23 protein-coding genes are annotated in these 24,631 nt (G+C 31.1%); 17 read left to right on the top strand and 6 right to left on the bottom strand.

The annotated features are described in order from the left end of the window. The first annotated feature begins 29 nt into the window (after positions 1-29). Positions 30-1,289, top strand: coding sequence for a glutamate-1-semialdehyde 2,1-aminomutase (hemL, locus tag Q7I96_01475; protein MDO9626281.1), 1,260 nt, complete (start codon positions 30-32; stop codon positions 1,287-1,289). Positions 1,290-1,450: 161 nt separating this feature from the next. Here hemL and Q7I96_01470 read toward each other — a convergent pair whose 3' ends face one another. Further along, positions 1,451-2,113: a hypothetical protein gene (locus Q7I96_01470; protein ID MDO9626280.1), complete on the bottom strand. Its 663-nt coding sequence runs from the start codon at positions 2,111-2,113 to the stop codon at positions 1,451-1,453. 235 nt (positions 2,114-2,348) lie between these two features. Continuing rightward, positions 2,349-3,059 (bottom strand): DUF4012 domain-containing protein, encoded by a 711-nt coding sequence (locus Q7I96_01465; protein ID MDO9626279.1) that lies wholly within the window; start codon positions 3,057-3,059, stop codon positions 2,349-2,351. A 383-nt stretch (positions 3,060-3,442) separates the two neighbouring features. On the opposite strand from Q7I96_01465, the gene mtxX reads away from it, so the two are divergent. From mtxX to Q7I96_01450, 3 genes are all read left to right on the top strand, one after another. Beyond that, a complete protein-coding gene (gene mtxX / locus Q7I96_01460) occupies positions 3,443-4,243 on the top strand; it encodes a methanogenesis marker protein Mmp4/MtxX (protein MDO9626278.1) in 801 nt (266 codons plus the stop codon). Positions 4,244-4,252: 9 nt separating this feature from the next. Beyond that, a complete protein-coding gene (uppS, locus tag Q7I96_01455) occupies positions 4,253-5,020 on the top strand; it encodes a polyprenyl diphosphate synthase (protein MDO9626277.1) in 768 nt (255 codons plus the stop codon). Positions 5,021-5,168: 148 nt separating this feature from the next. Next, positions 5,169-5,927: a TatD family hydrolase gene (locus tag Q7I96_01450; GenBank protein ID MDO9626276.1), complete on the top strand. Its 759-nt coding sequence runs from the start codon at positions 5,169-5,171 to the stop codon at positions 5,925-5,927. Between the two features lie 122 nt (positions 5,928-6,049). On the opposite strand, the gene Q7I96_01445 is transcribed toward Q7I96_01450, so the two are convergent. Then, on the bottom strand, positions 6,050-6,430 hold the full coding sequence (locus Q7I96_01445) for a carboxymuconolactone decarboxylase family protein (GenBank protein MDO9626275.1): 381 nt from the start codon (positions 6,428-6,430) through the stop codon (positions 6,050-6,052). Between the two features lie 262 nt (positions 6,431-6,692). On the opposite strand from Q7I96_01445, the gene Q7I96_01440 reads away from it, so the two are divergent. Together Q7I96_01440 and Q7I96_01435 are read left to right on the top strand one after the other, a co-directional pair. Continuing rightward, positions 6,693-6,962: a hypothetical protein gene (locus Q7I96_01440; GenBank protein MDO9626274.1), complete on the top strand. Its 270-nt coding sequence runs from the start codon at positions 6,693-6,695 to the stop codon at positions 6,960-6,962. A gap of 40 nt (positions 6,963-7,002) precedes the next feature. Continuing rightward, complete coding sequence (locus tag Q7I96_01435; GenBank protein ID MDO9626273.1) at positions 7,003-7,656, top strand: 2,5-diamino-6-(ribosylamino)-4(3H)-pyrimidinone 5'-phosphate reductase; 654 nt, start codon at positions 7,003-7,005, stop codon at positions 7,654-7,656. A 105-nt stretch (positions 7,657-7,761) separates the two neighbouring features. On the opposite strand, the gene Q7I96_01430 is transcribed toward Q7I96_01435, so the two are convergent. Next, positions 7,762-8,427: a histidinol phosphate phosphatase domain-containing protein gene (locus tag Q7I96_01430; GenBank protein MDO9626272.1), complete on the bottom strand. Its 666-nt coding sequence runs from the start codon at positions 8,425-8,427 to the stop codon at positions 7,762-7,764. A 262-nt stretch (positions 8,428-8,689) separates the two neighbouring features. Between Q7I96_01430 and Q7I96_01425 the strand changes: the two genes are divergently transcribed. The 7 genes from Q7I96_01425 to cca all read left to right on the top strand — a co-directional run bounded on the left by Q7I96_01425 (position 8,690) and on the right by cca (position 15,920). Next, entirely contained in the window at positions 8,690-9,556 is an 867-nt protein-coding gene (locus Q7I96_01425) for a pantoate kinase (GenBank protein MDO9626271.1), read from the top strand. Between the two features lie 247 nt (positions 9,557-9,803). Continuing rightward, entirely contained in the window at positions 9,804-10,370 is a 567-nt protein-coding gene (locus tag Q7I96_01420; GenBank protein MDO9626270.1) for a class I SAM-dependent methyltransferase, read from the top strand. Then, entirely contained in the window at positions 10,345-11,142 is a 798-nt protein-coding gene (locus tag Q7I96_01415; protein ID MDO9626269.1) for a 2-amino-3,7-dideoxy-D-threo-hept-6-ulosonate synthase, read from the top strand. The genes Q7I96_01420 and Q7I96_01415 overlap by 26 nt, the downstream gene beginning before the upstream one ends. Before the next feature lie 154 nt (positions 11,143-11,296). Then, on the top strand, positions 11,297-12,421 hold the full coding sequence (locus Q7I96_01410; protein ID MDO9626268.1) for a 3-dehydroquinate synthase II: 1,125 nt from the start codon (positions 11,297-11,299) through the stop codon (positions 12,419-12,421). Between the two features lie 447 nt (positions 12,422-12,868). Beyond that, positions 12,869-13,498 carry a hypothetical protein gene (locus Q7I96_01405; protein ID MDO9626267.1) on the top strand — a complete coding sequence of 210 codons (630 nt, stop codon included), beginning with the start codon at positions 12,869-12,871 and terminating at the stop codon, positions 13,496-13,498. A gap of 211 nt (positions 13,499-13,709) precedes the next feature. Continuing rightward, positions 13,710-14,276, top strand: coding sequence for an RNA 2',3'-cyclic phosphodiesterase (gene thpR, locus Q7I96_01400; protein ID MDO9626266.1), 567 nt, complete (start codon positions 13,710-13,712; stop codon positions 14,274-14,276). Between the two features lie 237 nt (positions 14,277-14,513). Beyond that, positions 14,514-15,920 carry a CCA tRNA nucleotidyltransferase gene (gene cca, locus Q7I96_01395; protein MDO9626265.1) on the top strand — a complete coding sequence of 469 codons (1,407 nt, stop codon included), beginning with the start codon at positions 14,514-14,516 and terminating at the stop codon, positions 15,918-15,920. A 99-nt stretch (positions 15,921-16,019) separates the two neighbouring features. Here cca and priS read toward each other — a convergent pair whose 3' ends face one another. Further along, the gene (gene priS, locus Q7I96_01390) at positions 16,020-17,000 is read right to left on the bottom strand and encodes a DNA primase catalytic subunit PriS (protein ID MDO9626264.1); all 981 of its coding nucleotides are present in this window, start codon (positions 16,998-17,000) and stop codon (positions 16,020-16,022) included. A 188-nt stretch (positions 17,001-17,188) separates the two neighbouring features. Next, a complete protein-coding gene (locus Q7I96_01385) occupies positions 17,189-18,550 on the bottom strand; it encodes a DNA primase (protein ID MDO9626263.1) in 1,362 nt (453 codons plus the stop codon). A 571-nt stretch (positions 18,551-19,121) separates the two neighbouring features. Between Q7I96_01385 and metG the strand changes: the two genes are divergently transcribed. The 4 genes from metG to Q7I96_01365 all read left to right on the top strand — a co-directional run bounded on the left by metG (position 19,122) and on the right by Q7I96_01365 (position 24,392). Next, positions 19,122-21,188, top strand: coding sequence for a methionine--tRNA ligase (metG, locus tag Q7I96_01380; protein MDO9626262.1), 2,067 nt, complete (start codon positions 19,122-19,124; stop codon positions 21,186-21,188). After that, a complete protein-coding gene (locus Q7I96_01375; GenBank protein MDO9626261.1) occupies positions 21,185-22,765 on the top strand; it encodes a DUF530 domain-containing protein in 1,581 nt (526 codons plus the stop codon). Before metG ends, Q7I96_01375 begins: the two co-directional genes overlap by 4 nt. A 166-nt stretch (positions 22,766-22,931) precedes the next feature. Further along, complete coding sequence (locus Q7I96_01370) at positions 22,932-23,396, top strand: resolvase (protein ID MDO9626260.1); 465 nt, start codon at positions 22,932-22,934, stop codon at positions 23,394-23,396. Positions 23,397-23,420: 24 nt separating this feature from the next. Then, the gene (locus Q7I96_01365; GenBank protein MDO9626259.1) at positions 23,421-24,392 is read left to right on the top strand and encodes a multidrug transporter; all 972 of its coding nucleotides are present in this window, start codon (positions 23,421-23,423) and stop codon (positions 24,390-24,392) included. The last annotated feature ends 239 nt before the right edge of the window (positions 24,393-24,631 follow it).

Below are 24,631 nucleotides of genomic sequence, written 5' to 3'. Positions count from 1 at the left end.
TTATATTCTTGATTAAATGAGGAAAAACAATGAAATCTGAAGATTTATTTAAAGAATCCCAAAAATACTTGCCGGGGGGCGTAGATTCTCCAGTCAGAGCATTTAAACCATATCCATTTTTTGCAGATAAAGGAAAAGGTTCAAAACTATGGGATGTTGATGGAAATGTTTATACTGATTACTGCCTGGGTTATGGTCCTTTAATAATGGGCCATGCTCCTGAGAATATAATTGACTCAGTTTACGAGCAAATTAAAAATGGAACCACATTCGGCGCTCCTACCGAGAAAGAAATTGAATTGGCCAAATTAGTAATAAATAAAGTTCCCTGTGCAGAAATGGTTAGATTTGTAAATTCTGGAACGGAAGCAACTATGAGTGCCATAAGACTGGCCCGAGGTTTCACCGGGAAAAACAAAATTATTAAATTTGAAGGATCTTATCATGGTGCTCATGATTATGTTCTGGTAAAATCAGGTTCGGGAGCTGCATGTTTACCTGATTCTCTTGGTGTACCAGAGGATACCACAAAAAATACTCTTTCTATTCCCTTCAATGATATGAATGCACTTTTGGCATTAATTGAATTGGAAGCAGATGAAATAGCAGCTATTATAGTAGAACCAGTAATGGCCAATATTGGCTGTATTGAACCTCAGAAAGGATATTTAGAATTTTTACGTGAAATAACTGAAGAAAATAATATAATGCTTATTTTTGATGAAGTTATCACTGGTTTCAGACTTTCAGAAGGAGGAGCTCAGGAATATTTTGGTGTTACTCCAGATTTGGTAACTATGGGGAAAATAATTGGTGGTGGATTTCCTATGGGTGCTTTAGCCGGTAAAAAAGAGATAATGGAGTTCATAGCACCTTGCGGGAGTGTTTATCAAGCAGGAACTTTCAATGGAAATCCTGTTTCAGTAACTGCTGGATTGAACACACTTGAATTACTTGATAAAAAATTCTATTCTGGTTTGAATGAAAAAAGCCAGTCTTTAAGGGACGGAATCAGAGATATTTTAGAAGATAACGATTTTAATTTGAAGTTAGTTGGTTTAACATCCATGTTCCAGATTTATTTCACTGAAATTGAGGTAAAAAACTATAATGATGCTAAGACTTCTGATGTTGATAAGTTTTCTATTTATTTCCAAGAACTTCTTAAAAAGGGAATTTTCATACCACCATCTCAATTCGAGTGCTGTTTCTTATCACAAGCTCATTCTCGTGAAGATATTGAAAATACATTAAATAGTATGGAATCTGCTTTAAAAATAGTATTTTGAATTATCAATTCTTTGATTTAATTATTTATATTTATAAATTATTAAATTACAAGATAGTTTTTGAATTCTATTTTTTTTACTTAATTATTTAACATTATTTGAATTAGAATTTCAAGCGGCCAAATAATAAACTAAATTTAAAAATTAAATATAAAATGGTTTTATTTAAAGAAATAAAGAGATATTGCTAAAATAAGTAATATTATTGCTATTACTGACGCTACTTTTAGTAGGGAAATGTTTTCTTTGAAGGAATTAGATGAACTCTTTTGGTTACGAACACTGGTTCTTTTCTCTTGAATACGGGCCATAAGCTTTTTTTCTTCCTTTTCCATGGTTTCTTTAAGGTCTTTTTCATCAAACGGGTAAATGTCACTATTTCCAGAAATATTGTTTCTAGGGTTTTTTGGTTGAATAAATACTGATTTAATATTTTTATTAGGATTTTTTCCCCACATGGGGAGTTTTCCATCTTTAATCTCATTTAAAATCTCTTCCTGGATTTCAACTTTTTTGGAAAGCTCTTCGAACTGTTTTTTCCTTTTTTCAGCTTTATTCTTCAGATTAATTACCATTTCTTGAATTTCTTCATAATCAAGTTGGTCTTCTTCTAATTGTGTGGTATCCGTTCCATTTTTCTTTTTAGAAATAAAATTATGAGTTTCTTGATAGTTTAAATGCCCCCCGCATTCACACAAATCAAATTCTGAAGGTGATTCGCCTTCCTGTAACTGGTAATAACCATTACAATTCTCACAAATAAGATATCCGCCTATTGACATATTATCAATGCCACTTTCAAATAAATCCATATTTGAAACCATATCATCCCCCCGAGGACTCAACCCAATAAATAAATATCGTGTTAAAACTTGTAATTAATAAATTAATATAGTATACTATTTTGTAAATTATATCCTATTAATTTTTCTATTAATAATTAAAAAGTAGTCTCAAAATAAAAATATTAATAATGGATCTTACTTTAATTTAATAATAAAATTCTATTGAGTAATCAAAAAATAATAAAAAATAATAAAAAATAATAAAAAACTCTATTTAAAGAGTTTTTTGAATTCCTTCTGAAATCAAGAACTGGGCAAATGCGCCTTTAGGATAAACATAGATATTTCCTTGGCTATATTGATTGACTCCAACATTAATCAGGGTTAAATACTTACTTTTATCATTTTGTGTGGTATTTAATATAGCAGTCATCATTTTTTGTACTGCATTTCCACGAGAAACACCGCCTGCCTGTTCATCTCTAATTAACTGAAGTGAATTTCCACTCACATCACCAAGTCCTTCCACATATATAGGACCAATAGATCTTAAAGCGGCATCGACGGCCTCAACTTTAACTACTAGTACCACATCTGTTTTTTGGCCAGTATTAATTTCTACTATTTCCTGGGCCAGTTTAACACCTTTTTCTGTGTCATTATCCCATAAAGAATCGTGTAAACGTAATTTTGTTTCACCAATACTTTTTAAATAATCTGGAACTGGAGCAGTAGGGTGCATCATTCCTCCAGGGTAAACTTGAGTTATTTTGGTTATATTCCCATCATTTAATTTAATTATTAATGCCATATCTACGGCACCCATTCCTGGCCGGCCTTCACTGGAATCCGCACATAAGACTAGCACATTATGTTCACCTAGGGTTACATTTTCTGAAGTGGAAACATAAAGTTGATAGGCACTTACGGACAGTCCAACAATGGCCAGAAACAATATTATAATAATAATGCTCTTTTTATCCATACTTTAACCTTCTTTAATAAATTTTCTTTATAATTTTTATTTTTTTGTAATGGTATTTGAAATATTTAGTTTAATATCATGTATTTTAAAATAATTATTAACAAAAAAACAGTCTTTGTTATTTCAAGTCATTTAATTAATAAAATTCATAATATGTTAATATTCAACTAAATTAATTTATTAGAATTCAATATAAATGTTCTTGTTAATAAATAAGATTACGTTATAATAAATATATGTTTATATATAATATATTTTTTTATAGAAAAATAATAATAAAATAAAAATCAAGTGGATTTAATGAGTCATTATTCTTAAAATTTACTAAATTAAAACATTTATTAATCGAATTTCCATACTGAGCTTTAATAAAGGAATTTAAAATGAAAACAATTGTTATTGGTGTTGGTGGGAATAAGAACATTATTGAAGCTGCTAAAAAAGTAGGGGCCGAAAATCCAGAAATTAATTTTATTTTCACCAGTTCTGAAAAAGAATTATTGTCCATATTTTTAGATAAGAAGGCAGATGCTTATGTAAGAGGCTCTTTAAGTGCTTCTTTAGTCATGAAACACATTAAAAATAGTTCGGATAAAGCAGAAATTAACAATGAAATAATTGAAGAGAATAATTTTTCAAAAAAATCTGAAGCAGATGAAAAATTAATTAATTATGGAAAAATTAATCGCGCATCTGTTATAAAATTGGATAGTAATTATTTTCTATTGGCCCCGGTGGGAATTGATGAAGGCCAGAATATTGAAGAAAAAATGATTATTGTGGAGCAGGCCTGCGATTTTCTAAAAAAAATAGCTAAAGAACCAAAAATTGGTGTTTTATCTGGTGGTAGGTCTCAGGATGTGGGAAGAAGTTCACAAATAGATAAATCAATTATGGATGGAGAAAAATTAACTTCAATCATAAAGCATAAATACTCTGTTAAGCATTACTACATATTAATAGAAGATGCAATAAATGATAAATGTAATCTAATTTTAGCTCCAGATGGTATTTCTGGAAATTTAATATTCAGATCCTTGGTTTTACTTGGCTCAGCAGAGAGTCATGGTGCTATTACCTTGGGAATAGATCAGATATTTATAGATACTTCTCGATCACAAAGTGTTGAGGGGTATATTAGAGCAATAAATTTTGCGCATTACTTAGCCAAATTAAAAATGTAGGAGCGGTAAATGTCATCATTAAAACCTGTTTATAAACTTTACGAATGGTATATTTCCCGGAACCTCAAGGAAGAAAATATGCCTAAACACGTGGCCATTATCATGGATGGAAATCGCAGATACTCCAAAATCCAAGGCAATGTTCCTGTTATTGATGGACACAAAAGAGGAGTAAGCACTTTAGAAAAAGTACTGGACTGGTGCGTAGATTTAGGCATTGAAATAGTCACAGCCTATGCATTTTCCACTGAAAACTTTAATAGGTCCGATAAAGAAGTAGAAGGCCTTATGAAACTTTTCCAGGAAAATTTTGAAGGAATTGCCAGCAATAAAAAAATTCATAAAAATGAAGTTAGGGTAAAAGCCGTGGGAAACCTGGAATTGCTTCCTGAAAATGTTCGGCAAGCTATAAAAGTGGCAGAAGATTCTACCGCAGCATATAATAAACGCCAAGTCAATATTGCTATTGGGTATGATGGACGTTTGGAAATTATTGATGCGACTAAAAAAATAGCGCGTGACGTTAAAGACGGAAAAATAAATCCTGAAGATATTGATGAAGATTTAATCAATAAGAATCTTTATACTGCTGGCCTGGAAGACCCTAATTTAATTATAAGGACTAGTGGTGAAGAAAGATTAAGTGGTTTCTTGTTATGGCAGTCCTCTTATTCTGAACTTTATTTCTGTGATAGTTTATGGCCTGAACTTAGAAAAGTGGATTTTTTAAGGGCATTAAGATCTTATCAACAGAGAGAAAGACGCCATGGAATTTAATTCAAATTCTTCATTTTTATTAAGTATTGAAACTTATTAATTAAATTTATTAAAATTCATTTTATTTTTCAAAGTTTATTTGATATCAATATTCCCATAGTAGATTAATAGTCAAATTCACCAAATTAATTTAATAAGGAGATAATTTATGATCGATACACATTGCCATGTTGATTTTAAGGACTTTAATAAAGACAGAACAGAAATTATAAAGCGGGCCCAAAAAAAACTTACCTGTATTGTAAACTCTGGTGTAACTTTAGATGGTAATAGGAGAGTATTAGAACTTTCTGAGGAATATAAAAAATTTGTTTTCCCTTCATTAGGATTTCACCCAGTTAATTCTTCTAAATCTGATCAATCTGTGGTGGAAGCAGTTATTGAAGAGCTCCACGAAAATATTGATAAAGCAGTGGCTATTGGTGAAGTGGGAATGGATTATTATCATGTTAAAGATTCTGAAGGTCGAAATAGACAAGAAAAAATATTTAATCAGTTCTGTAGCCTGGCTGAGGAATATGAGCTTCCTTTAATAGTGCATGCCCGAGATTCTGAGGAAAAAGCCTTTAAAATAGTAAAAAAATATAACTCGATTCCTGAAGTGATTCTTCATTGTTATAGTGGTAGTTTAGAAACTGCAAATAAAATAATAGAAGAAGGTTACTATACTTCCTTTTCAACTATGATATGTTATTCACAACATCATCAAATTCTTGCTAGAGAGATACCTCTTAAATTCATCCTAACTGAAACGGATAGTCCTTATTTGTCTCCTTTTAAAGGAAAGAAAAATGAGCCGGCCTTTGTTGAAGAGGCTGTTAAAAAAATTGCAGAGATAAAAGGAAATAAGTTTTCAAAAGTGGATAATATCACAGAAAAAAATGCTAAAAAAGTTTTTGATATTTAATTTGCTTGATTAACGGAATTACAATGAAATTAGATTCTTAATAGACTAATTTAATTTTTCATTGAGAATTAAATTAAGAATAAGTTAAAACAATAATTCCTAATTTATTTAACTCTTTATGTCTATTTTTTAGCATCTAGTTCTTCAAATACCTCTTTTGCTGCTGTAATTCCATTTATTGCTGCGGGAAACCCAGCATATGCAACCATTTGAATTATAATTTCTATTATTTCTTCTCTACTACAACCAACATTCAACGCACCATGGATGTGGCTTTTTAATTGAAGTGGTGCTGTGGCCATGGCAGTAAGTGCAGCTATTGTTGCTATTTCCCTGGTTTTCAGATCCAATCCTTCACGCGTGTAAATGTCGCCATAGGCAAATTCAGCTATGAATCTAGCTAAATCTGGAGCAGTATCATCCAAACTCTCTTTTAAAATCTTATAAGAATCTTTATTCATTATTTTTAGCTGTTTCAAACCTTTTTGGTACCGTTCAGACATTTTATTCCTCTATTTTTTCCTATTTTTGTAATACAATCTGTGCTCTAATATTATTATTGTTTATAATTTAGATTTATTAATTTATTTAATTTTAGAACATTAAATAATTCTTTTAAATATCTTTTAAATATCAAGAAGCTATTTAATTTTTATAAAACATTAAATCAGGAATTATAACCACAAAATTTAATATTTCTAAAGCTAAATGAAGAATGTAAGTATATAAATTTAAAATTAATTATAACATAGATAGGTTGATATCATGAAAGATAAAATTATATTTTTAGCCACGATTTTACTGATGTTTAGTTTTTTAAGCGCAGTAAACGCGGAACCAGTTACAAAAACAATTGATAACATTACCAATAAAACCAATGAAGCACTGAATAATGCTTCTGATATTACTAATCAAACTGCAAATGAAGTTAAAAAAACATTGGATCCTATTCAAAGTATTATGAATGAAATTAACTCAATTATTCAACAGATCCAACAAATTCTACAGTCTTTACAGAACATAACTGGACAATAATTAGTTCATATTCTCCTTAATTTATTTTTTAGGTGATTATTTGAGGCCTCATGTAATTTTAAACGCAGCTATGACATTGGATGGGAAAATAGCCACTCGAACAGGAAGTTCTGAAATTTCAGGCCCAGAAGATTTGAAAAGAGTTCATCAAATTAGAAAGGATTCTGACGCTATCATGGTGGGCATTAACACTATTTTAGCGGATGACCCAAGATTAACTGTGCATAAAATTTCATCTAATCCCTCAGATAATCCTCTAAGAGTAGTGGTTGATAGTAAAGCACGCACACCACTCAAAGCCCGGGTTTTAAACAATGATTCTTCTACAATAATAGCTGTTTCAAAAAAAGCACCTTTAGAAAAAGTAGAAAAACTCAGAGAAAAAGTAGAAGTGATTATTTGTGGGGATAATAGAGTTGATCTGGAACAATTAATGAAAAAACTCAAAATTAAAGGCATCAATAGTCTCATGCTGGAAGGAGGATCTACATTAAACTTTTCTATGCTCAAAAATGGATTAATAGATGAAGTAAGGGTCTGTGTTGCTCCCATGATGGTTGGTGGGAAAGATGCCAAAACATTGGTTGATGGTGATGGCTTCGATTTTATGGCTGATGCAGTCAAACTGGAATTAAAAAAGAATTTTATTTTGGGCAAAGATTTAATTTTAGAATATCATGTCTTAGATAAGTAGTAAAAAAAGAATAGTATCTAAATAAAAAAATATTTAATTATTTTTGCTTATAATTAAAATTAGATTATAATAATATTATATCATAATTTACTTTTTTCTATTTAATTATAACAAACCTTTATTTTTTAAAATTCTTTCAGGATTTGTAGTTAATGCTTTTTTAACTTCTGTTTCGGGTAAACCAGCACCTAATCCATAACTATAAGCTGTTTCATAATTAATAAGGTCGTTTGGAGAGTGAGTATCAGTATCTATAATTAAATTCGCTCCTACTTCCAGGGCAACTTTTCCCACATGCCCATTTCCCAATGAATGCCCTCGCCTGGAGCTTATTTCAAGCGTTATATTATTTTCTTTAGCTATTTCAGCTTCTTCATAAGTAATCAGTCCGGGGTGTGCTAATATGTCCACATCTGGACAATTTACAGCCGCCCAGTTGGTTCCTTCAATAACTGGTTCCACTAATGTTTCCCCGTGAACTACTATAACTTCTGCACCCAATTCTTTAGCTTTTTTAGCCAATTTAGGAATAATTTCAGCAGGAGCATGGGTAATTTCAGCGCCAGGAACAATGGTAATGCCCCAATTATCGTTTATATCTTGTACAGCATTAATTATGCGGCCCACACAATCCATATTGGTTGCATCTACATGGTCTGTAATGGCAATAGCTTTATGATCTAAAACACATGCTCTTCGAGCAATTTCAGATGGTAAAAGTTCTCCATCACTAAAAAGACTGTGAATATGTAAATCTATTCTTTGTGTAATTTTAATTCCCCTTAATTGTTTAATTAAATAATAAACATATGCTGAAATAATGATTATGTTAATTATAAATAATTTATAAATTAATTAATATATTAAATTTGTTTATTAACCTAACTATTATATTATTTAATAATCTATTTTTATAAAATAATAGTTTTACAAAATATCGGATAATATCTGTTCAATAATCTAATATAATTAATATCATATATTAATAGCCAAATACTGTTTGAAAATTTTAAAGTTTTAAAATTGTGATAAAATGGAAGTTTCAATATTTGTACCATCCCATATTACTGGCTTTTTTCAAATTATAAATCATAATAATCCTTTAAAAAAAGGTTCCCGTGGTGCAGGCGTGGTTATGGATAAAGGAGTCATAACTAGAATTAAAACTTCTAAAACAGATAATAAAATAGATATAAGTATAAATAGAAAATCTGAATCTTTCAATAATTCTATTACTCTGAAAACTGTTGAATTACTACAAAAAAAATTTTACATTCAAAGTGGGTTTAAAATAGAACATGAAATTCAGGTTCCCATAGGATGTGGATTTGGAACGTCTGCTGCGTGTGCATTAGGAACTGCATTAGGGTTAGCATATATCTTTAATTTACCAATGACTTTTAATGAGGCCTCAGGAGTAGCTCATCAGGCCGAAGTAGAATTAGGGACGGGGTTAGGTGATTTAATCTCGGAAACTTCTGGTGGAATCGTTATCAGATTAAAAGAAGGCCCCCCGGGATTTGGAAAGATTGATAAAATCATCAGCGAGCCTCTTTATGTGATATCAAAAACTTTAGGAGATATAGACACTTCTTCTATTATTCAGAATCCATCTCATCAGAGAATAATTAATCGCACTGGTGAGGGAATGCTTAAGAAATTATTATATGATCCAACACCTCAAAAATTCATGTCATTATCTAAAGAATTTGCTGAGAAGACTGCGCTGATGAATGAAAATGTAAAAGAGATGATTGATATTTTAAATGAAGAAACCATAGGGGCCTCCATGGCTATGCTTGGAAATACAGCTTTTGCCTTATCTAAAACTCCAGATACTAGTCTTGAAAATAGTATTGTAAGTAAAATAGATTTTCATGGAGTTCGGTTTTTAGAATAAAAAATTTGGTATGGATTATTAAAATTGGGATTCTTAAAAAATAAAATTATCTGAATCATATGATGCAAATATAATCTGTAGTTAAAATTAATAAAAATTATCTAACAATAATTTCATAAAAATATCAATTTACATCACTTATTTAATAATGGTTCAACAAATTATATATGATTCTACTTATCTAATAACAAATTATAGAAAGCGTGTTATTGCTATTTTATGGGCAATGAACAGATATGTGGATTCTATGATTAAAATCGTATATGATATTAAGGTTTACCGGGAGAATATCCAACAGATTGTCCAAAAAAACGATGTTGTTGTTGAATTAGGATGTCATATTGGTAATTCTACTCGTATACTTGCCGAATTGGCATCGGATGGTAAAATAATAGCAATTGATAATAGTCCAGAGGCTGGATCCAGCATGGAAAGGGTCATGGCGGATTACAATAATGTAGAATTCATTAATGCAGATGCTAGACTTCATGAAACATTGGAGGAAGTATTTCAAAAAATTAAAAAATGCGATTTACTGTCTGTTGATTTAGGTGGTGGCTATCACCCGGACACGACTTTCAAAGTATATTTCATTTGGGCTTCCACATTAAAGCCAGAAAAAACTATTATCCGTAATAGAGGTTTGTTGGATTTTGCACTTTCAGCAGAAACTCAAGAAGTTATCAAGTCACAAAAGGGTTGGTTGGAGTCCAGCGGCGATGCAGGGATTCCTCCCAGGCTAAAAGAATTTAAACACTGGTCACAAAAGATATATCAGGAGGGTGTTGATGATAGGAAAGAAAATAAGGATTGAAAGAATTATTGACCGAAAAACAGGAAAAAGTGTAATTGTTCCCATGGATCACGGTGCTTCCATAGGTCCTGTACCCGGGATTATTGACATGGCTAAAACCATTGATGATGTCTCAAAAGGTGGCGCAAATGCAGTTTTAATGCATAAAGGAATGGTCGGAAGGGGCCACAGAGGATATGGGAGCGATATTGGTTTAATAATACACCTATCTGCTAGTACTGGACTCAGCCCACACCCTAACCATAAGGTTTTAGTCACTTCAGTTGAAAAGGCTTTAAAAATCGGTGCAGATGCAGTTTCAGTGCATGTAAATGTGGGTTCTGAGCGAGAACCCGAAATGCTTATTAAATTAGGTACTATCTCTGAAATCTGTGATGATTGGGGAATGCCATTGATTGCTATGATGTACCCTCGAGGAAAGCATATTAAAGATGAACACGATGCTGAAGTTGTTAAAATAGCAGCCCGTGCTGGTGCAGAATTGGGTGCAGATATTATAAAAACTAATTATACCGGAGATCCAGATACCTTCAAAGAAGTTATTGATGGTTGTCCAGTTCCATTGGTAATTGCTGGTGGCCCGAAAGTTGAAACAGATAGACAACTTTTAGAAATGGTTAAAGACTCTGTTGATGTTGGTGGGGCGGGTGTTGCAATAGGAAGAAATGTATTCCAGGCTAAATCACCTCAAAAAACAACTAGGGCTATTTCTGAAATTGTTCATCATAAATTAGAAGTTGATGAGGCTTTAAAAATATTAAATGGAAACTAAATTTAGTGGATTGATATTAAGCCTAATTTAATATCTAATTCCATTAATTTTTAATATTTACAGGAGTCTAAAATTAATTAATTCCATTAAATCTATTTAATAATTGATCATATCTTAAATTATTTAGATATATTAAATATTAGGACGGTAAACTATGAAATTCGCTTGGATAATGCCTCCAGGAAGGACCTGGGATGAAAAAAAAGGTTACATAACCACAGCTTTAGAATCTGGCATAGATCATGTTCTAGAAATGGTGGAACTAGACAATATTCACAAACTGGGTAATATAACCGTTATTTCTGATCAGGAAGAAGCAGACATAATTTTAGTTGGAAAGAATGGAGAAGGAGATAGTACGTTACATCTTCCTAATGACCTAGTTGAATCTAAGGATATGGCTGCTGCTTCCAGCTTCAAAAGAAAAGGAAAGATTGTAGCGGCCTATGTAGAAATAGCCAGTAAAAAACACGAAGAATTGGCCCGAAATTTAGGTCGAGTAGTGGATTATCTAATTTTAGTGGGAAAAGACTGGACAATCATTCCTCTAGAAAATATCATTGCTGATCTCCAAAGCGAAGATGTTAAACTGATTGCTGCAGCTTCTGACTATAACGAAGCTAAACTGGCTTTAGAAACACTGGAACATGGTACTGATGGTATTTTGATTCAACCTCAAGATTTCTCTGAAATAAAGAAAATAGCAGAATTAATTGAAAAAATAGAATCCGAAAAGTACGATCTTCAAGCAGCCACCATAACTCGCATAGAACCGGTTGGTTCTGGTGATAGGGTATGTGTGGATACTTGCTCCATGATGAATGTGGGAGAAGGAATGCTGATTGGTTCTTATTCTAAGGGATTATTTTTAGTTCACAGCGAATCATTAGAAAGTGAATATGTTGCTTCTAGACCATTTAGAGTTAATGCAGGCCCCGTACAGGCCTATGTAATGACTCCAGGTAATAAAACCAAGTATTTATCTGAGTTGGAAACTGGGGACGAAGTTTTAGTTGTGGATGATGCTGGAAAAAGTAAAACTGCCATTGTTGGAAGAGTTAAAATTGAGAAAAGGCCCTTAATGTTGCTGGAAGCTGAATTTGAAGGTATTAAAGTCAAAACCCTCCTGCAAAATGCCGAAACAATTCGCTTGGTAAATGAAAATGGAGACGCTGTTTCAGTTTCTGATCTTGAAGAAGGGGACAAAGTTATGGTCTATTTAGATAAAGGGGCCCGACATTTTGGAATGTCCATTGAAGAAAGTATAATTGAAAAATAAACTTTAATTAATTTCTAGATCATTATTTTTCTATTAACTCTAATTTTTTATTTTACTTTTTATCAAAAATTATTTTATGTAGCTTCATTTATTTAGTTACTTAAATCTTTTAAATATTTATTTCATCAAAATCTTTTTTTGGTTATAATTTATTTTAAAATAGATTCTAAAATGGTCTACAATAAAAAATTTAATAAATAATTGTATTCAATAAATAATATTCATTAACAAATAATATTTCTAAAATATGATATTTTTATAACGCTCTGGGGGAGTTTCATTAGTTATAATGTAGAAATTATCAGTCCTAAACAGAAAGATGAGCTTTTAGCTGAACTGAATTTTAATTACACTTTTGAACGAAAAGCAAATATCCATGGAGCATGTATTAAGCTTCTAACGGATAATTCTGATTTTAAAGAAGAATGGGAAGATAATTTCAAGTTTATGAATGAGGATATTAGGCCGCATGCTAAAATTATTTCGGTGGATAATGGTGGAGATTTAAAGGTTAGATATGAACCCCAGGCTCATATTTGTATTATTGAAAACTGTGATTATTATGGTTGGATAAAAAGTATTGCCTTAGCTGCTGTTTCTGACTTTTTTGAAGAATATAATTCTGAAAATCGCATATATTCACTCCACGCTTCCGCTGTAGATTTTGGAGGGCATGCAATAGGTATTATGGGCCCACCGGGGACTGGAAAAACCACATTAACTTATGGGATGCTAACTGAACGACATTTTAATTATATATCTGATGACTGGTTTTTTACACGTATTTTTAAAAATGACACGGTTATTTACTCATCAGAAAAGAATTCTTATATTCGGGATGATATTGCTGATGTTTGGCCAGAGTTTTCAGATACTATAAATCGTGTTAAACTTGATAATCGCCAAAGGGGCCTGGCAGATGTAAAAAATCTTTTTCAGGGAAGAGTTCGTGAATCTTCAACATTACATTCCATGATACTACTGGAGAGAGATTTAAACAAAAGCCCTTTTAGAAAATTAAATGTTTCTGATGCGCTAGATTACATGAAAAGCACTGACTTTTGTAATCCTCACTAATTAATTAGGAATGAAAGAAAATTTAATCTTCGAATGAATTTATTCAAGGATATCTTTTCAAAAATGGATGTCTACATGTTAAATACAATTGAATCCCCTCAAGAGAGTTTAAATAGGATAATGAGTTCAATTTCAGAGGTTTAATCTGCAATAATCTTGTTATATTGAATAAACACTAATTTAGATATTTTAATGCCAAAAGGTGGTAATAATGGTTATTTCTCAAGATGTACGAGCTTTTTTAGCTGTTGATATAGATGAAAGTTTAATTGATAGAATTGTGGAAATTCAAGAGATTTTTAAACATATAAATGCCCCAGTTAAATTTGTAGAACCTGAAAATCTTCATTTCACCCTAAAGTTTTTTGGAGATGTAAATGAAGAAAAAATAGAAGAAGTTAAGGATATAATTGTCAAAAGGGTAGAAAATTTTTCACCTTTTGAGATTTTGATTAATGGAGTTGGTGTTTTTCCTAGTTTAAGATATATACGAGTTTTATGGTTAGGTGCAGAAAATTTTGATTCATTTTCAAAATTGCAAATGGATCTAGATCAAGAATTTGTTAAAATAGGCTTTGAAAAGGAAAGAAACTATGTTCCCCATCTTACTATTGGTAGATTAAAAGGTTCTGGAAATAAAGATGCTTTAGTTAAAAAAATCGAGGAACTAAATGATATTGGTGTGGGAAAAACCACAATAGATAAATTTATTCTTAAAAAGAGTGAACTTACTCCTGATGGGCCAATTTATACAGATTTAAAGGTATTTAATCTTTAAATGTTTTTCAAACTTCAAAATCTTTTTTTCGTTATTATTAGATTTAATTTTACTTAATAAATTCTATTTAATATTTTAACAAGAATCTAAGAATTATTTATTAGGATTAATCATCTAATAAATTATAATTAAAAATAATATGTGGATAGGAATAGGTTATATATTAAATTAATAATTTATTAAAAACCAATTTTACTTAATTGATATATAAACGTTAATATAATTAGGAGAATATGAATGGATTTTGATGCTCTTTTAAATGAAATAAAACCCAATAAAATTGAAAAACAAAAAGTAGAATCACTAGCTGACTCTATGATTAATTTTATTAATAATTTGGCCCAGGAAAAGGGGATTCATACTGAAGCAATTTTAGTTGGTTCAGTTGCTAAAAATACATGGCTTTCTGGTAATGCAGACATTGATATTTTCCTACATTTTCCTCTGGAAACTCCACTGGCTGATTTAAAAGAGCAAGGACTATATTTGGGTCATGAATGTATAAAAAAAATGTTTGGTGAATCAGAAGAGCGTTATGCTTCTCATCCTTATGTCACGGGATATATTAATGGATACAGTGTAGATTTTGTTCCATGTTACCTCATTGAGGATGCAGAACAACTAAAATCAGCTGTGGACCGTACTATTTTACATACTCATTACATTAAAGAGAATTTAAAAGAAAACCAGATTGGTGATGTTTTAATCCTTAAAAAATTCATGGAAGGTATTGAAACATATGGTTCGGAATTCAAGGTAGGTGGGTTTGCAGGATATCTATGTGAATTGTTGATCTTGGAGTATGGGACTTTTAATAAGGTTTTAAGAGCAGCTGCATCCCAATGGAAAAAAGGACTCATAATTGACCTTGAAAATTTTGGTACTGGTGGTATTTTCACAGATTCTTTAATTGTTGTGGATCCTACAGATAAAAAACGAAATGTGGCGGCGGCATTAACTACTCAGAAAATGGCTGAATTCATGGTGGCCGCACGGAATTTTTTAAAATGCTCCACTAAAGATACTACTCATAATACTACTAATAATCTGGAATACTTCCGGTCTGTTACTTACTGTAATGATTTAGACTCAATAAAAGAAGAATTTGCAGATAATGGAACAAAAACATTCTTAATCCATTTCAATCCCCCGGAAATACCTTCGGATGCAATTTATCCTCAATTAAAAAAGACTGAAATGTCATTAAGCTCAAAACTTGAATTAGAAGGATTCAAGGTATTTAAAAGTTCCTACTGGACCAATGAATCTAATATCGCACTTATAATACTGGAATTTGGAGTATGGGAACTTCCAAATTATAAAATTCACGAAGGGCCACTGGTATGGGATGAACTCCATCAAGAACGATTTTTAGATAAATACTCTTATGGGGCCTGGGTGGAAAATGATCGTTGGAAGGTTCAGGTTCCCCAAAAAAATAATAACGCAGAAAAAATGATAGAATTTTTCTTAAAACCAGAAAATATTCATCATCTAAAGATAGGTAAACACCTTAAAGATGAAATTTTAAAAAACAATGTGATTATGGATATTAATGAATTTTTATCATCTGAAAATATTCCTAAGGAATTATTAGAGTTTCTAGATGATTTTCTGAACCCTGGAAAAAATTTGTGGAGATAATAATTATTTTATTTTAGATATTTAAGTGACTAATTACTAATTATTTTTTAATTATTATTTTTTTAATTAGTTAGGGGGTTCTTTTTTAATTATATTTGATCAGTATCCTTTTCTTTCACTAACAAATTTAGGGACGGCTTTTTTTAATGGATCAAATGTTTCTATATTCTTTACTTCCATACAGCGCATACTTACCTTAGAATGGAGGGAAGTGGGCATTCTCAAAATTCTTTTAAGATCTATACTCACTTTAGCATCAACCAGACCCATATTAAGTTTTGATATTCCTTCAACCAGATTTCTATATCTTATTGGTCCGATTTTATTTTTGAATAGGCCCCATTCATCCTTTTGAACCATTTCACGATACTTTAAAACATCTTTCATTAACTTAGGGTTAACTTCTTCCATTTTCTCAGTTCCATTCAAGTGTAGAATGGCATATTTAATCCTTTTAGTGAAAACAGCAGGATATCCTAGGGGTATGGAGAAATGTTCCAATTCATAAGGCTTTTGTCCAGATTCATCTTCCATAAAATACTTATTTTTAGGAGGCTCAGCACCAACTACATATTTAAGAACCTGAGAACGCCCTTCACTATCTAATCCCATGGCGGTTTCATCCAGTATTCTGATGTGGTAGCCCCTTCCAGAATAAATTACATGTATGTTTTTTAGCCCCAAATCTTGCTTTAATGTATCTATAAGTCCAGCAACTATCTGTCTAGCTTCATCCAGACAAATTTCACAAACGCTATCACAGCCACAAGATCTAACTGGAACATCTTTCGCATCAACGTCAAAAACCAGCTCAGATTTCAACCATTCTCCTCTTTTGCGAGGCTTATTATAAAAAGCCACAGAACAATATGCTGCAAAAGGAGATCGATACCTCATGAACCTTTTTAACATATCTGGTGTTTTAAAAACCCTATATCTATCATTAGGACCCCTTCCTAAATGATCAAAACCAAATTCTCTTTTACTCAGGTCTTTTCTTATAAAATCCGGTAGATCATTAACATTCCATTCGTCCCGGTAATATCGGCGTCTCTCTTCTAATGTTGATGGTTCAAATATATGCGTCACCTTATAATTATCTTGATAATTCGTTAAAATATGGATTAATGATATATGGGATTTAAATTATCTTCATATTAGTATTAAGTATCTCATTTTCAATATCTAATTTATATCAATATTCGAAGATTTTAAAATTTTCATTTCAATTATAATTATTTTCAATCATAATTTTAAAAATTATTCAATCAATCTTTATCTGAATCAGATTCTGAGGATTTAGAAGGAGTTTTATCTCCGGAATTTCGGAGTTCCCATCTTTTTCTATTGTAATAAGAGAGAGGATTTCCGATTTTTTTACAAGTGGCATCAGGTTTACATAATGAAGATAAATGAATTTTGATTTTATCGCAACTCATAGGAGTGTACCACTTACTTTCGCCTTCATGCTTTAATTCAGGGTCTTTATTAACTCCAAAACCAAGTTTGGCGATAACATTCAATTTTTCTTGAGGATCGTCATCAAATAATGGCGGGTTACAGTTATCTGCGGCCTCAAATATTAATGGGATTATTTCATTTATAGTAATTTGGAGATCTGGATCAATATCTGAAATCTTACTTGTTCCTTCATTTCTAAAAACAGAAGGGTATAATCTAGCATAAGATAAAAAAGATGTTAATAATAATACGATAGCATCGTTCCGGTTTCCAGACCCTACGCCTTCGATAGTTTTTTGTATACATGGGGGAAAAGCATCAGGTTGTAATTGAGTGGCCTTAATGTCTCCTCCAAAGCCACCAGAACCTCCAGACCCAGGAAAATACGATAATTCTTTGATTTTTTCAGATATTTGTTCCCCAATTTCGAGTAATGTGGGATGTGCTTCAATTTTAGGGGCCATTTCATGAACTTTCTGGAGATAATTTTCTGTTTTTTGCATTATCATGCGGCTTATAATCATTTCTTTGATTTTCTCACCAATTAATAAGTCATACATCTTCTCTGGTACTCTACCTTCAATTTTATCCTCAAATCTAATTAAAAAATCTTCTTTTTCTAATACAACGTCCCCTTGATCCAGGATCATGTCAGTCAAATTAATTTTTTTGGATCCTAAAAGTTGACTCATAGAAGTCCATTTAATGTTATCTTGAGTTATCATCTGATTTAGAAGATTGTTTACCACTTCTTTTCGCTCTATTGGGGCCAGTTTTTCAAGGCGATCTTCTACCAGTTTTCCCTGCGATTCAACTAATAATCTACCTTCTCTCGATTTGGGATTGAATTTAATGCCTATGGCCTGTGCCATTGTATAAATTGATATAACATCAAATTTTGCTATTTTTGGATTAATTAAGAATGCATAATCGTTATGGTTGTACTTTTTATCATTTTTTCTACGTAGATACCATTCTACTCTCTTTAATGCTAAATCAGCGTAGTTTTTAGGAATATATGAATCATCAGAAATGTTCTGTGATTTACTATCCCTTACTAATTGTAAAAGTTCGGGATTAACCTCAAATATTCCTTCAATAGAACCCTTTTCTCTAACTATATCTTCACCTTCGCTGGAGAAAGGATTTAGATATGATATTAAAACCATAATTTCTATTAGTTGAACTATAGATAAAAAATTACCCATATAAATTAATAAAATATGGATAAAATATTTAAATTTAATAATTCTTTTCATGGATTAAAACTCATATTTTTGTTTTATGATTCTTTTTTATACAAAAAACAAATATTTATCATGTATTATTTGCATTAGGTTCTTTTAATTATTTCATTCGATGATTTATAAGTTTATGAAGTATTTTAATACTTAAGACTTGAAATTGCTTCTTTTTTAATCAACTGCATCAGATTTATATAGTAAAATAACTTAAAATAGGATAAATATTTCTAAAATAATTCTGGTATCTTATTAAGAATAATATTTATAAATTTGAATAGTATAACCTCATTTTTATTTGGCCTTTAAAGTCAATTTATTGGTTATATTTATCTTATATTTGATTTAAGACATTTATTTGCGATATGTTTATTGGGATATTTAATATCCTTTTAATTAAATTTTACATTAATGACCGAGAAAGATGATAGAAATATAATTGATTATAAAATTAATAAAATACTAATTATCAAGCTTATTGGGCTTTAGGAGGAATAATATGGGTAAAATATTTATAACCAGTGCACTTCCCTATGCTAATGGACCTACTCATTTAGGCCATTTAAGGTCGACTTATATTCCTGCAGATATTTATGCACGTTTTAACAGAATGAAGGGACATGATGTGCTTTTTGTTTGTGCTACTGATGAACATGGTACTCCCATCGCGGTAAAAGCTGAAAAAGAAGGTAAAAAACCTTTAGAAATAGCCACCAGATACCATGAAATGATCAAGGAAGATTTATTATCTTGTAATATTTCTTTAGATAATTTTTCAAGGACTACTGATCCACTTCACTACGAACTTTCCCAAAACTTCTTTTTAAACCTTTATAATAAAGGTTTTATTTACGAAAAAGAAATTAAACAACCTTATTGTGGGGAATGTGCTAGGTTTTTACCTGATAGGTATGTAGAAGGAATTTGTCCAGATTGTGGGAGTGAAGGGGCCCGTGGAGATCACTGTGAAGCATGTGGTCGGCACCTGGAGCCTACTCAACTTCTGGAACCGCAGTGCTTAATATGCAGCAGTAAACCTGAAATTAGGGAGTCAAAACATTACTTTTTTAAATTAAGTCATTTTCAGGATGATGTTCAGAATTGGATAACCAATAATAATGATTTACCTCCAAATGTAAAAAATTATGCTCTCCAATGGGTAAAAGAAGGATTGAAAGATTGGATTCTCACTCGAGACATGGAATGGGGAGTTCCAGTTCCTTTAGAAGGTGCTGAGGGTAAAATTATTTACGTATGGGGTGAAGCATTCTTAGGTTATCTCTCATCCGCAAAACAATGGTCTAAAAAGATAAATAAAGATTGGATTGAATACTGGGATGAAAATGCGGTTCATTTCATTGGAAAAGACATAATTTACCATCATTCCATATTCTGGCCAGCACTTTTAATGGCCCGTGAATGTACTTTACCAAAAAACATTATTGCTGGCGAATATTTATCACTGGAAGGCCAAAAAATGTCTACCAGTAAAAATTGGGTTATATGGACCTCTGATTTCTTGAAAGACTTTGATGCTGATATTTTAAGGTATTATTTAACTATTAATGCTCCCTTAAACAAGGACACTGACTTTTCATGGGATGATTTCCAGAGGAGAATAAATGACGAACTGGCCGATGTTTTAGGTAATTTCCTGCACCGTACATTTTCGTTTACTAAACGATTTTTCCAGAATGTTATCCCTGAAACAGAATCGTTCGTGGAAGAAGATTTGGAATTTGAAGAATTAATTAAAAATGCTCCGGGGAAAATTGGAGGTTTAATATCTCAATTTAAGTTTAGAGAAGGTTTAGTCGGGATTATTAAAATGGCAAAGGCCGGAAATAAATACTTTAATGACCAGGAACCTTGGAAAACAGTAAAATCCAATCCTGAAAAGGCAGCGAATTGTATCTATCTTTGTAATCAAATGTCGAAAACATTAGGAATTCTTCTAAGGCCTTATATGCCTACTAAATCTTCAGAAATTCTGCAAATATTAAATATTGATGAAGAAATTGTTAATATTGAAAAATGGGATGATGCCGGGATATTTTTAGATTCTGGACATGAAATTAATAAAGCTAAACCTCTTTTTGCTAAGATAGATGATGATTTCATTGAAAAACAAAAGGAAGATCTTTATAAAAATTTAGGCACTGATAATAAAGACGTTGAAAGTTCAGAAAAAGTTAAATCTAATACTAACTCTGATAATTCAAATAAAACAGTGGAGACAGATAAAATGGGACAAATAATCAACATCGACGATTTTGCTAAATTAGACTTAAGAATTGGTCAAGTAACCAGTGCAGAAGCAGTGGAAGGTTCAAAAAATTTATTAAAACTTAAAGTTGATATTAAAGATAAAGAATTACAAGTGGTTGCTGGTGTGGCCAAAAAATATTCACCTGAAGAAATTTTAAACCATAAAGTTGTAATATTAGTCAATTTAGAACCAGCAAAACTCTTTGGAATTAAGTCTGAAGGAATGATACTGGCTACTGGTGACAGTTCCAGCCTTTTAACTTCTCAAAATGCAGCCGTTGGTGAAAGAATAAAATGAACGAAACCGTGCTTATTGGTAAGTCCGAGAAATTTTTAGACCGCATTGCGTGGGAAAAAATTGATCTGAGTGAAATTTCAACTTTAGAGAAATTTCTGAAAACTTACCAGTACCTGAAAGAAAACCTGGATGAATTACAGGATTTAAAGGAAAACATGGAATCTCGAGGTTATAAGGCCCCTTATAGGTCCTTGGCTCGTTATGGATCCAGTGCTCCAGGTGAAGTTGTGGTAGAAGAACTTTATGAAGTTAATCGCCACAATCAATATTTCAGGATGAAAGCGGCTGCAAAAAAGAATGTTTTAGATCGTGCAAAATCATCTATATCTTCTCATAAAATTGCTTTAGGACATTTAGAAGATTATGCGTCTTTAAAATGTATATCTTGTGGGAAAAGTTTCAGAGTTCATGAATTTAGTGATTTAAATCAAGAGGATAATATTATTAAATGTACCTGTAACTCACCAGATTTTGAATTGGAAGTTAATGAACACCATAGTTCCAGAATAGGTATAATTTCGGAGCTTCCCCTTTCTGGAAATTACATGGTTTTAATGTCACAGTTAACTCCTTTGGGAAGAGAATCGTTTAAAATAATAATGAAATTTTTAAAACAAGAAAGAAAAGGTGTTGTAAAAACTGTTTCTCTTGTTATAAAGGTTATGGAGTCTGGAAGATGGATTAGGAAGCGTGTTACTCAGGACGCTGATGATAATTTGAATTACGAATCTGAGTTGCGAAAAAAATACGGTCCAAATGTTCGTATTGAATTTTTACAATTTCAGCGCAAGAAACCCACAATTATTAATGATAAACATACTCGTACCGCATTATCTTTGGCATATGCTCGTTTTTCAGAAAAATTTTTAAAAAAATTTGCTGATGAAATTTTAAATGAGCACTTAAATCTAGAAATGGTCGAACTGTATGATGATCTATTTTTAAAGGCAGAATCATTTAATCCGGTTCTTTGGGAGGCAGATGATACTGTTTCTGAAGCCCGTAAAATGGAATTTAATAGGCTTCTTATAGATCATGGAATGATGAATGAAAATGAGGAAATTAATTCTGATTTAAAAAAAGACCTCAAGTTAAGGACAGAAATTCAGAAAAACATTTTTACATTAATTCCCATTACTTTAATTTCATGGGATATACTAAAATATTACTTAATAACTTCGTATGACCGTAGAACAACTTACTCTGGCCCTTTCCCTTATTTAAGATATAATCTTGATCGTAATCAAATCAAGGTTTTTCAAGATTTTGATTTAGATGTTATTGAAATCTTAAAAAATTTCATGAAAGAGAAAATTGATTATATTCCATCAATGCAAAAAACAATACTGAAGAAATTTGAAATAGAACAAAAAATGAAAGGCTTGAATATGAAAACCAATCCTTCAGCTTTTGGCGCAGCTATTGTCAATTTAAAATCCGAATTAGATATTAAAACATGTGCTGATGTATTTTCGGTAAATATAAAAGATATTGAAATGGAAAAAGAAAATATAAACACTATGGGTAAACCCAAAACTAAAAAAGCCAAAAAATTCATGGAAATGATCAAAAAATGAGTTCCTAGTTAAAATCCATGTTTTAAACCAAATAGCCTATTAAATTCAATGTTTTACATTATTTATTCAAATTTCGTAATTAATTATCTAGTTAATATTTATTAATTTAATTTAAACTCATTACTTATAATTTTAAATTTAATATTATTACTTATCATGTGATTTCATGTCATTGGAGAAAGTTCATATAAATCAACCATTAACTTCAAGAAAGATAATGGAAGTACTGGAAAAGTATCCTGATTTAAAAAAAATAACTTGCCCGATTAGTTTATACAAAAGAACATCTCCTAAATATTTAGATGCTCTTAAAGAGCTGGGTATTGAGGTAGAACCCTTATCTTCTAGGGGTAGGCCAAATAAATATGATGAAAAAAAAGTTTTTGAAATTAAAAGTCTCCTAAAAGATGGTAAGACTCCTAAAGAAATTTCTAAGCAGATGAAAATTCCTTTGAAATCTGTTTATTACTTAAATAAAGATTTACATCTAAAAAAGGGTCGAAAATCTAAGTATGCTAAAGGGATACATATTAAAGTCCGTGAAATGGCTAAAAATGGAGTTCCACGTAAACAAATTTCAGAAAGGCTCCATATACCACTTAGAACAGTTTATTATATTTTAAAAAAATAATTTTACTAAATGAATGGTGATAGAATGGTATTCCATGCTTCAATTGAATATTCATTAATATTAATTATTTCCGGAGTTTGCGGATTATTAGCATTTGCTTCTACTTATTTAGTAATGCCTAGGCTTATTAGTAAATTAGAGAATGCTAATGTTGTAGGTAAAGATATACACAAGATTTCAAAACCTATTGTTGCTGAAATGGGTGGAATAGGAATACTTTTTGGATTTACAATTGGAATGTTTTTTGGTATTTACTCATATCCTGATCTTCATTATGAATTAATCATTACTCTGTTAGTTATTCTTCTGGTGGGAATAGTTGGTATGGTGGATGATTTGGTAATGTTATCTTCCCGAGAAAAACTTCTTTTGCTTTTTTTAGCAGGATTACCTTTGATTTGGGTGGCACCTCCCGAGGTTGGAATTCTATATCTTATTATGATGCCCATATCTGTTTCCATAGCATCTAATTTAACTAATATGTTGGCTGGATTAAATGGAGTTGAATCTGGATTAGGTGTCATTGCCATGACTTCACTCACGGCTTCTTGTATTATAATGGGAAAATACGATGTTTCCATAATAACTATAGCTATGTTAGGTGCGTTACTAGCATTTTTACTATATAACAAACATCCATCACGTGTTTTCCCAGGTGATGTGGGAACTTTAATAATCGGTGCGTCGATTGCTTCGGTAGCTTTTATTGGTAGGGTTAAAATAATTGCACTTATAGTTTTATTGCCTAATATTATAGATGGTATTTTAAAATTTTACAGTGCCGGGGTGGTCGAAAGACAGAAACATGCACCTACTAAAGTAGGAAAAGATGGAAAGCTATTGGCACCTCCACAAGGATTTAAGTCTTTAATTCGCTGGATATTAAGAAGACCAATGGAAGAAAAAACAGTTGTTATAATTGTATGGTCAATAGGAATATTATTTGGAGCTATAGGCATATTACTTGCATTCATACTTCCTCTAGATCCATTTTAATAATTTAATTCAGCATCCAATTAAACTATTATTTATTATCTTATTTTTTATATTATTAGTTTTTATTATTTTTATTATAAAATTAACAAAATTATAACTTAATTAAGTTAAGAAAAACCAAAAAACTAAACATTTAATTGATAAGCAAGAATATAACTATCCAAAAAATTTCAAATCCAGAGAACAAATCATTTCTGGAAAAAAGATTTAATAACAATTATTAGAAAAAATGGGATGTT

This window comes from Methanobacteriaceae archaeon, assembly GCA_030656015.1.
In the GTDB taxonomy this organism is placed as follows: Archaea; Methanobacteriota; Methanobacteria; order Methanobacteriales; family Methanobacteriaceae; genus UBA349.
Note: the sequence above shows the minus strand (reverse complement) of the source record. Positions and strands in the feature narration are given on the sequence as shown.